This is a genomic window from Mycobacterium sp. ABE4_509, assembly GCF_056160785.1.
In genome coordinates, this window is record NZ_JBSWXU010000190.1 from 1 (window position 1) to 8,741 (window position 8,741).

Consider the following 8,741-nt stretch of genomic DNA (forward strand, 5'->3'; position numbering starts at 1 on the left):
CCACAGCGCGTCGCCGCCGTTGTCGCCGGAGCCGACGACCGCGCACACCGTGCGGCCACTGACCGTGCCGAGTTCCCGCGCGATCGCGGTGGCCAGCCCGAACGCGGCGCGACGCATCAGGACGCCGTCGGGTAGCGACGCCAGCAGCGGCGCCTCGGCATCGCGGATCTGCTGGGCGGTGAAATAGGACCGCATGAGTTGCACGCTACGCGGCGACATGAAGGGTATGACGACATCCATGACGACCGAGGAACTGCTCGAACTCGAACACGCCGGCTGGACTCGCTGTGCGACGGCAATCAGGGAAGGCGTGACTCAGCCCCGGTCCACGTCGTCCCAGAACGCCGCGGCGACCTGCTCGATCGCCTCGGCGCACTCGCCGCTGATCGCGTGCGAAGCCTCCGGATAGACCTCGACGTGGCTGTGTGCGATCAGCTTTCGCGCATGTGCCGCCGCCGCGTCGGCGTCCAGCATCACGCTGCGGCCGCCCAGGAACACCAGCACCGGCATCGTCAGCCCGCGAAGTTGGTCATCGGTGATCCGCGCCGGTGCCGGCAGCCGAAGCGCGAAGTCGGTCGTCGCCGAATCGATCAATCGGACCTCCGGCAGTGAGTAGTCGGCCATCACCCCGCCCGACACCCAGGACAGGAACCACCGGCGGAACGACTTCGGCGTGGGCAGCGCCATCAAGGCCGACGCCGCCAGGGTGCGGACCGGGATGCCACCGAGCGTCATCACCGGGTCCAGCAGGGTCAGCGACGCCACCCGACCGGGGAAACGGACGGCATGGTTGACCGCCGCCCAGCCACCGATCGACGCCCCCAACAGGTGAGCCCGCCGCAGGTCGAGACCGGCCAGGGTGTCCTCGAGCCACTGCGCCTGGTCTCCGGCGTCGCTGATGGGGCGGGTCTGCACACTCATCCCGGCCTCACCGAGCAGGTCGACTGCGTACACCGTGCGTCGCGCGGCCAGCCCGGGCAGGTTGGCCCGCCACATCGGGGTCGACGCGTTGCGCCCCGGCAGCAGGACCAGCGGGGTGACCCTCCCGGGACCGTCGAAGCGGTAGACCCGGACAGTGCCGAACCCGGTGGCGACGTCGGCGCGGTCGGCGACCGGGGGCAGGTCGGCCATGCCCGCCTCGTAGACATCGAGGAAGTGGGGATAGCGGCCTTCGACGAAGTGTCCGACGCCCCTGGGCGGCACTACTCGACCGTGACCGACTTCGCCAGGTTGCGCGGCTTGTCCACGTCGTAACCGCGCGCCTGGGCCACCCCGGCAGCGAACAGCTGCATCGGAATGGTCGACAGCAGTGGCTGGAAAAGTGTTGGCACCTGGGGAATTTCGATCAGGTGGTCGGCGTAGGGCCGCACCGTGTCGTCACCCTCCTCGGCGATGACGATGGTGATGGCGCCGCGCGCCTGGATCTCGCGGATGTTCGACAGCAGCTTGGCGTGCAGCATCGCCGCGTTCTTCGGCGAGGGCATCACCACGATGACGGGCAGGTCGTCCTCGATCAGCGCGATGGGTCCGTGTTTGAGCTCGCCGGCGGCGAAGCCCTCGGCGTGCATGTAGGCCAGCTCCTTGAGCTTGAGCGCGCCTTCCAGCGCCACCGGGAAACCCACGTGGCGACCCAGGAACAGCACCGTGGACGACAACGCGAACTGGTGCGCGAGCTGCATGACCGGGTCGGCGGTGGCCAGCACCCGCGAGATCATCTCGGGCATCGCTTCCAGGTCGTAGTACTCGCGGGCCACCTCGTCGGGGTACTTGGTGCCGCGCGCCTGCGCGAGCGCAAGGCCGACAAGGTAATTCGCGGCGATCTGGGCCAGGAACGTCTTCGTCGAGGCCACCCCGATCTCCGGTCCGGCACGGGTGTAGAGCACCGCGTCGCACTCCCGGGGGATCTGGCTGCCGTTGGTGTTGCAGATCGCGAGCACCTTGGCCTTCTGCTCCTTGGCGTGGCGCACCGCCTCGAGCGTGTCGGCGGTCTCCCCGGACTGGGAGATCGCCACGACCAGGGTGTGGCTGTCCAGCACCGGGTCGCGGTAGCGGAACTCGCTGGCCAGCTCCACCTCGACCGGCAGCCGCGTCCAGTGTTCGATGGCGTACTTGGCGAGCATCCCGGAGTGGTAGGCGGTGCCACAGGCCACCACGAAGACCTTGTCGATCTCACGCAGCTCCTGATCGGACAGGCGCTGTTCGTCGAGCACGATCCGGTTGTCCACGAAGTGCCCCAGCAGCGTGTCCGACACCGCGTCGGGCTGCTCGGCGATCTCCTTGAGCATGAAGTACTCGTAGCCACCCTTTTCGGCGGCCGAGGTGTCCCAGTCGATATGGAACGTGCGGTAGTCGATGCTCGGGTCGGCGGGCTCGCCCTCGAAATTCGTGATCCGGTAGCCGTCGGCGGTGACGACCACCGCCTGGTCCTGGCCGAGTTCGACGGCCTCACGGGTGTGCTCGATGAACGCCGCAACGTCGGAGCCGACGAACATCTCACCGTCGCCGACGCCGAGCACCAGCGGGGTGGACCGGCGCGCGGCGACGATCGTGCCCGGCTCGTCGGCGTGGGCGAACACCAGGGTGAAATGCCCCTCCAGGCGGCGCAGCACGGCCAGCACCGAGGCACCGAAGTCCCCGGCGTGCGGCCCGTGGCCGTACTCCCGCGCGACCAGGTGCACCGACACCTCGGTGTCGGTGTCGCTGGCGAACTCGACGCCGGCATGTTCCAGTTCGGCGCGCAGCGACGCGTAGTTCTCGATGATGCCGTTGTGCACGACCGCGACCTTGCCGGTGGCGTCGCAGTGCGGGTGGGCGTTGCGGTCGGTGGGCCTGCCGTGGGTGGCCCACCGGGTGTGGCCGAGCCCGGTGGCACCGTGGGCCCCGTTGATACCGACCTCGACCAGCTCGGTCTCCAGGTTGGCGAGCCGCCCTGCCTTGCGACTGACTGTGAGCCCACCGCGACCGTCGAGAAGCGCGACGCCTGCCGAGTCGTAACCTCGGTACTCCATGCGGCGCAGCGCGTCGACGACGATGTCGCAGGCAGGACGCTGCCCGACGTAGCCGACAATTCCGCACATAGCCATTCAGGGTACGGCAGCGGCACACGAAACCCTGTTGGGCTACGGTCGTGCAGTGGCGAGTATCAAGAAGCTCTATGCCGCGTTGACCAGGCGCGGACCCCACCGCGTCATGCGGGGTGACCTGGGGTTTGCCGGCCTGCCCGGCGTGGTCTACACCCCGGTGGCGGGTAAGAGCCTGCCCGGCGTGGCCTTCGCTCACGATTGGATCACATCGGCACAGCGCTACCAGGGGACACTCGAGCACCTGGCGTCGTGGGGCATCGTCGCCGCGGCGGTCGACACCGAGACCGGGCTCGCGCCGTCGGCACTGAATCTGTCCTATGACCTGGGCACGGCGCTGGACATCATCACCGGGGTCCGGCTGGGCACCGGCGACATCAGCGTGCACCCCGACAAGCTCGGGGTGGCCGGGCACGGTTTCGGCGCGTCGGCGGCGGTGTTCACCGCGGCCGGTATGCCGGCCAAGCCCAGGGCGGTGTTCGCGGCCTATCCGACGGTCACCAGCCCGCCGGCCGAGCAGCCCGGCGCGTCGCTGACGGTGCCGGGGCTGATCCTCACCGCTCCGGGCGATCCGATGTCGCTGCGGTCCAACGCGGTGGAATTGGCGCGGGCCTGGAAGCCGGCCACGCTGCGTTCCACGCCGAAGGCCAAGTCCGGCGGTCTGGTGGAGGGCCGGCGCCTGGGGCGCGCAGTCGGACTGCCGGGGGCCGACCGCGGCTCCCAGAAGATCGTCCGGGCGTTGATGACGGGCTATCTGCTGCACATGCTGACCGGGGACAAGCAGTACCGGGATTTCGCCGATCCCGAGGTCGAACTGCCCAAGGCGCCGGTGCTCGATCCGTTCGCCGACGACCCGGTCGACCTGGAGAACAAGGTCGTCGCGCTGCTGAAGCCGTAGCGATCCCTGCCCCGGCGCTGCCCAACCAACCGGTTGGGTATATACCTGATCCATGCGCACCGGCATCTTCCTGAACTATGCGGGCGGCTTCCTCGAAGCTGTCGACGAGGTCGTCGAACTGGAGAAGATCGGCGTCGACATCGCCCTGGTCGCCGAGGCCTATTCCTACGACGCGATCAGCCAACTCGGGTTCCTGGCGGCCCGGACCTCGCGGATCGAACTGGGCACCGGGGTGGTGCCGATCTACACCCGCACCCCGGCGCTGATGGCGATGACCGCCGCCGGGCTGGACTACGTCTCCGACGGCCGGTTCCGGCTCGGCCTGGGCACCTCCGGACCGCAGGTGATCGAGGGATTCCACGGCCTGCCGTTCGACGCACCGCTCGGCCGCACGCGCGAGACGGTCGAGATCTGCCGCCGGATATGGCGCCGCGAGCGGGTCAGCTACGACGGCAAGTACTACCGGCTGCCGCTGCCTGCCGAGCAGGGCACCGGGCTCGGCAAACCACTGAAGCTGATCAACCATCCGGTACGGGAACAGATCCCGATCACCATCGCCGCGCTGGGACCCAAGAACGTCGAGCTGACCGCCGAGATCGCCGACGGATGGCAGCCGGTGTTCTTCTATCCGGAGAAGGCCGACGAGGTCTGGGGGGACGCCTTGCGGGCCGGCGCCGCCAAGCGGGACCCGGCACTGGCCCCGCTCGACGTGATGGTCAGCGCGACCCTGGCGATCGGCGACGACGTCGAGGACCGGCTGTCCTGGGCCAAGCCCCAATTAGCGCTCTACATCGGCGGTATGGGCGCCCGGGGCCGCAACTTCTACCACAGCCTGGCCACCCGGTACGGCTTCGGCGAGGTCGCCGACCACATCCAGGACCTCTACCTCGCCGGCAAGAAGGCCGAAGCCATCGAAGCGGTGCCCGACGAGTTGGTCCGTCAGGTGTCCCTGGTCGGTCCGTCGGGCTTCGTCAAGGAGCGGGTGGCCGCCTTCGCCGAGGCCGGGGTGACGACGCTGCTGGTGCATCCGCTCTCGGCCGATCGGCGTGAGACCGTCCGGTTCGTCGAGGAACTACAGTCGGTGTTGTGACCGAGCTGGGCGACGACGTGGTCGCGTTCCTCTCCGAAGGGACCCGCACCGCGAAACTGGGCTATGTCGCACGCGACGGGCGCCCCTTGGTCGCCCCGGTGTGGTTCTACGTCGACGGCAACGAGCTGGTGTTCAACACCGGCAAGGACACCGCCAAGGGACGTGCGCTGCACCGTGATCCGCGGGTGGTGGTGTGCGTCGACGATGAGCGGCCGCCGTTCTCGTTCGTGCAGATCCAGGGACAGGCCTCGCTCAGCGAAGACCCCCGGGAGCTGCTGGCCACCGCGACCCGCCTCGGCGGGCGCTACATGGGGGCCGACCGCGCCGAAGAGTACGGGCGCCGCAACGGCGTTCCCGGTGAGCTGATCGTGCGGGTGACCCCGACGAAGGTCGTCAAGGCCTTCAACCTCGCCGACTGATCCCGGCGGTCAGGATGGCCGCCAGTTCGCGGTAGGCCTCGGCGTCGTCGAGTCCGGTGTTCTGCCGCACCATGCGCTGCTGGATGCGGACCATGACCGTGGCCACCAGATCGGCGGCGAAGGCGGCGTGCACGTCGCGGAAGTCGCCGGCGGCCACCCCGTCAGCGATCAGCTCCTGCACCCGGCGCGCCGCGATCCGGGTGTTCTGCTCGTAGACGGCGCGCGCGGGGGCGAACGCGTCGAGATCGGCCATGAACTGATCCGACGCCGGGTCCAGCGCGGCACCGACCGCCGTCAGGTACGCCGCGACCCGCTCGCGCGCCCCCACCTGGGCGGCGACGCGTGCCTCCACCTGGTCTGCCGCCGAGCGGAAGAAGTGCACGGTGGCGGCCCGCACCAGCTGCTCCTTGCTCGCGGCCAGCGTGTACAGCGTGGACTTCGAACAATGCAGGCGGGCGGCGATGTCCTCGAGGGTCAGGTGTGCGAAGCCCTCGGCCAGCAGCAGCGCCACCAGTGCGTCGAACAGTTCGGTGCGCCGCCGGGTCGCGAACGAGGGCCTGGTCACACAGCTGATAGTACTCTGGACAGTCCTGTAGTACTGTCCCGAGTATGGCTGTTGATCGCCTGCTACCCACCGACGAAGCCCACGAACTGGTGGCCCTCGCCCGCCAGATCGCCGACAAGGTGCTCGACCCGATCGTCGACGACCACGAGAAGCGGGAGACCTATCCCGACGGCGTCTTCGCCACCCTCGGCGAGGCCGGGCTGCTGAGCCTGCCCTACCCCGAGCAGTGGGGCGGCGGTGGGCAGCCCTACGAGGTCTATCTGCAGGTTCTCGAGGAACTCGCGTCCCGGTGGGCGGCCGTAGCCGTGGCGGTCAGCGTGCACAGCCTGTCCTGTCATCCGCTGATGTCCTTCGGTACCGACGAGCAACGGCACCGCTGGCTGCCCGAGATGCTCGGCGGAACCACGATCGGCGCCTACAGCCTGTCCGAACCGCAGGCCGGTTCGGACGCCGCCGCGCTGAGCTGCCGCGCCACCCCGACCGACGGCGGATACCGGATCAGCGGAGCCAAAGCCTGGATCACCCACGGCGGAATCGCCGACTTCTACAACCTGTTCGCCCGCACCGCAGAGGGCTCCCAGGGCATCTCGTGCTTCCTGGTCCCCAAGGGCACCGCCGGGCTCACGTTCGGCAAACCCGAGGAGAAGATGGGCCTGCACGCGGTGCCCACCACCGCAGCGCACTACGACGACGCCTTCCTCGACTCCGACCGCCGGATCGGCACCGAAGGCCAGGGCCTGCAGATCGCCTTCAGCGCGCTGGACTCCGGCCGCCTCGGAATCGCCGCAGTGGCCGTCGGGCTGGCCCAGGCCGCCCTCGACGAAGCGGTGGCCTACAGCCAGGAGCGGACGACGTTCGGACGCAAGATCATCGACCACCAGGGGCTGGGGTTCCTGCTCGCCGACATGGCCGCCGCCGTCGACGCCGCCCGGGCCACCTACCTGGATGCGGCCCGGCGCCGGGACGCCGCAATGGACTACTCGCGGCAGGCCTCGGTCGCCAAGCTCACCGCCACCGACGCGGCGATGAAGGTGACCACCGATGCTGTGCAGGTGCTCGGAGGTGCCGGCTACACCCGCGACTACCGTGTGGAAAGGTACATGCGCGAAGCCAAGATCATGCAGATCTTCGAAGGCACCAACCAGATTCAACGGCTGGTCATCAGCCGGCACCTGGCCCGCCCCTGATCACGAGGAGACCCGTGACGATCACCACGAAGTTCACCGAGACATTCGGCATCGAGCATCCCGTCGTGCAGGGCGGGATGCAGTGGGTCGGGCGCGCCGAGCTCGCCGCCGCGGTGTCGCAGGCCGGCGGACTCGGCCTGATCACCGCACTGACCCAGCCCACCCCGGCGGACCTGGCCAACGAGATCGCCCGCGCCCGGGACCTGACCGACAAGCCGTTCGGGGTCAACCTGACCATCCTGCCGACGATCAACCCGCCGCCGTACGACGAGTACCGCCAGGTCATCGTCGATACGGGCATCAAGATCGTCGAGACGGCCGGCTCCAACCCGGCGCCGCACCTGCCGATGTTCCACGACAACGGCATCAAGGTGCTGCACAAGTGCACCTCGGTGCGCCATGCGGTCAAGGCCCAGTCCCTGGGGGTGGACGGCATCAGCATCGACGGGTTCGAATGCGCCGGGCATCCCGGTGAGGACGACATCCCCGGGCTGGTGCTGATCCCGGCGGCTGCCGAGCAGATCGAGATCCCGATGATCGCCTCCGGCGGCTTCGCCGACGCCCGCGGTCTGGTCGCCGCGCTGGCGCTGGGCGCCGACGGCATCAACATGGGATCGCGGTTCATGTGCACCGCCGAATCGCCGATCCACCAGAACGTCAAGGAAGCCATCGTGGCCGGCGACGAGCGCGGCACCGAGCTGATCTTCCGCACCCTGCGCAACACCGGCCGGGTGGCCAGCAACACGGTGTCCCGCGAGGTGGTCGAGATCCTCAACAAGGGCGGTCAATTCGACGACATCGCCCACCTGGTGGCCGGCAAGCGGGGAGTGAAGGTCTACGAGACCGGCGACCTGGAAGCCGGGATCTGGTGGATCGGGACCGCGATGGGCCTCATCGACGACATCCCCAGCGCCGGAGAGGTCGTCAGCCGCATCGTCGCCGGAGCCGAGGAGATCATCAGCCACCGGTTGGCCGATCTGGTGAGCTGACGCTCGACTCCCCCACCTGCGGCAGCTCGTCGGCGGCGATCTCGCACGGAGACCTCCCGTCGGCGACCGGTTCGGCCGGGGGCGGCAGCGGTTCGGCGGGCGGCGGTACCGTCTCGACCGGCTCAGCGGTGACCGGGATGACCTCCTCCGCACCGGAATCGGCGTCCTGTTCGTCTTCGGCCGGTTCTTCGTCGGTCGCCTCGTCGGCTCCAGACCCGCCGTCCCCGCCGTGCTCCTCGTCCTCCCCGTCCTCGGGCTCCTCCTCCTCGGCATCTTCGTCGGCTTCATCGTCGGCCTCATCGTCGGCCTCATCGTCGAGGTCCTCCAGCTCGGGGACGTCGAGCTCGGCCAACTCCGGAACCATCCCGCCCGCATCACCGAGCAGCCCGCTCAGCGCATCGGAGAACTGCCGGCCGAGCCCCGACAGGCCACCGCCGAGGTCCGGCAAGCCCGACCCGCCCGGTGACGGCGCCGCGGGCAGCGGCGGCCCAGCAGCAGCGGCCTCTGCCGGGG

The 8,741-nt window shown here is 69.3% G+C and carries 9 protein-coding genes and 1 pseudogene; 5 read left to right on the forward strand and 5 right to left on the reverse strand.

Annotated elements, in window-relative coordinates:
- The 3 genes from ACXAID_RS25505 to glmS form a co-directional block, all read right to left on the reverse strand.
- Nucleotides 1-195, reverse strand: a 195-nt coding sequence (locus tag ACXAID_RS25505; protein WP_475024971.1) for an NAD(P)H-hydrate epimerase, incomplete at its 3' end; no start/stop codon positions are given.
- A gap of 120 nt (nucleotides 196-315) precedes the next feature.
- Nucleotides 316-1,203: an alpha/beta fold hydrolase gene (locus ACXAID_RS25510; protein ID WP_475024972.1), complete on the reverse strand. Its 888-nt coding sequence runs from the start codon at nucleotides 1,201-1,203 to the stop codon at nucleotides 316-318.
- Nucleotides 1,203-3,077 carry a glutamine--fructose-6-phosphate transaminase (isomerizing) gene (gene glmS / locus ACXAID_RS25515; RefSeq protein ID WP_475024973.1) on the reverse strand — a complete coding sequence of 625 codons (1,875 nt, stop codon included), beginning with the start codon at nucleotides 3,075-3,077 and terminating at the stop codon, nucleotides 1,203-1,205. Before glmS ends, ACXAID_RS25510 begins: the two co-directional genes overlap by 1 nt.
- A gap of 55 nt (nucleotides 3,078-3,132) precedes the next feature.
- Here glmS and ACXAID_RS25520 point away from each other — a divergent pair, with 55 nt between their 5' ends.
- The 3 genes from ACXAID_RS25520 to ACXAID_RS25530 are packed head-to-tail and all read left to right on the forward strand — an operon-like array spanning nucleotide 3,133 to nucleotide 5,487.
- Entirely contained in the window at nucleotides 3,133-3,978 is an 846-nt protein-coding gene (locus tag ACXAID_RS25520; RefSeq protein ID WP_475024974.1) for a dienelactone hydrolase family protein, read from the forward strand.
- A 52-nt stretch (nucleotides 3,979-4,030) separates the two neighbouring features.
- Entirely contained in the window at nucleotides 4,031-5,068 is a 1,038-nt protein-coding gene (locus ACXAID_RS25525; RefSeq protein ID WP_475024975.1) for an LLM class F420-dependent oxidoreductase, read from the forward strand.
- A complete protein-coding gene (locus ACXAID_RS25530) occupies nucleotides 5,065-5,487 on the forward strand; it encodes a PPOX class F420-dependent oxidoreductase (RefSeq protein WP_475024976.1) in 423 nt (140 codons plus the stop codon). The genes ACXAID_RS25525 and ACXAID_RS25530 overlap by 4 nt, the downstream gene beginning before the upstream one ends.
- Here the strand turns inward: ACXAID_RS25530 and ACXAID_RS25535 are convergent.
- Nucleotides 5,471-6,052, reverse strand: a complete 582-nt coding sequence (locus ACXAID_RS25535) for a TetR/AcrR family transcriptional regulator (RefSeq protein WP_475024977.1) — start codon at nucleotides 6,050-6,052, stop codon at nucleotides 5,471-5,473. The two genes, ACXAID_RS25530 and ACXAID_RS25535, sit on opposite strands and share 17 nt — an antisense overlap.
- 44 nt (nucleotides 6,053-6,096) lie before the next feature.
- Between ACXAID_RS25535 and ACXAID_RS25540 the strand changes: the two genes are divergently transcribed.
- Both ACXAID_RS25540 and ACXAID_RS25545 read left to right on the forward strand, forming a co-directional pair.
- Nucleotides 6,097-7,239 carry an acyl-CoA dehydrogenase family protein gene (locus ACXAID_RS25540; RefSeq protein ID WP_475024978.1) on the forward strand — a complete coding sequence of 381 codons (1,143 nt, stop codon included), beginning with the start codon at nucleotides 6,097-6,099 and terminating at the stop codon, nucleotides 7,237-7,239.
- 14 nt (nucleotides 7,240-7,253) lie between these two features.
- Nucleotides 7,254-8,228: an NAD(P)H-dependent flavin oxidoreductase gene (locus ACXAID_RS25545; RefSeq protein WP_475024979.1), complete on the forward strand. Its 975-nt coding sequence runs from the start codon at nucleotides 7,254-7,256 to the stop codon at nucleotides 8,226-8,228.
- Here the strand turns inward: ACXAID_RS25545 and ACXAID_RS25550 are convergent.
- Nucleotides 8,197-8,741: pseudogene (locus tag ACXAID_RS25550) on the reverse strand (hypothetical protein); the annotation flags it as partial. The gene ACXAID_RS25545 and the pseudogene ACXAID_RS25550 overlap by 32 nt on opposite strands.

Coding starts and splice junctions, on each gene's coding strand:
- glmS (WP_475024973.1), bottom strand. CDS start 3,077: ATGTGCGGAATTGTCGGCTACGTCGGGCAGCGTCCTGCCTGCGACATC.
- ACXAID_RS25525 (WP_475024975.1), top strand. CDS start 4,031: ATGCGCACCGGCATCTTCCTGAACTATGCGGGCGGCTTCCTCGAAGCT.
- ACXAID_RS25540 (WP_475024978.1), top strand. CDS start 6,097: ATGGCTGTTGATCGCCTGCTACCCACCGACGAAGCCCACGAACTGGTG.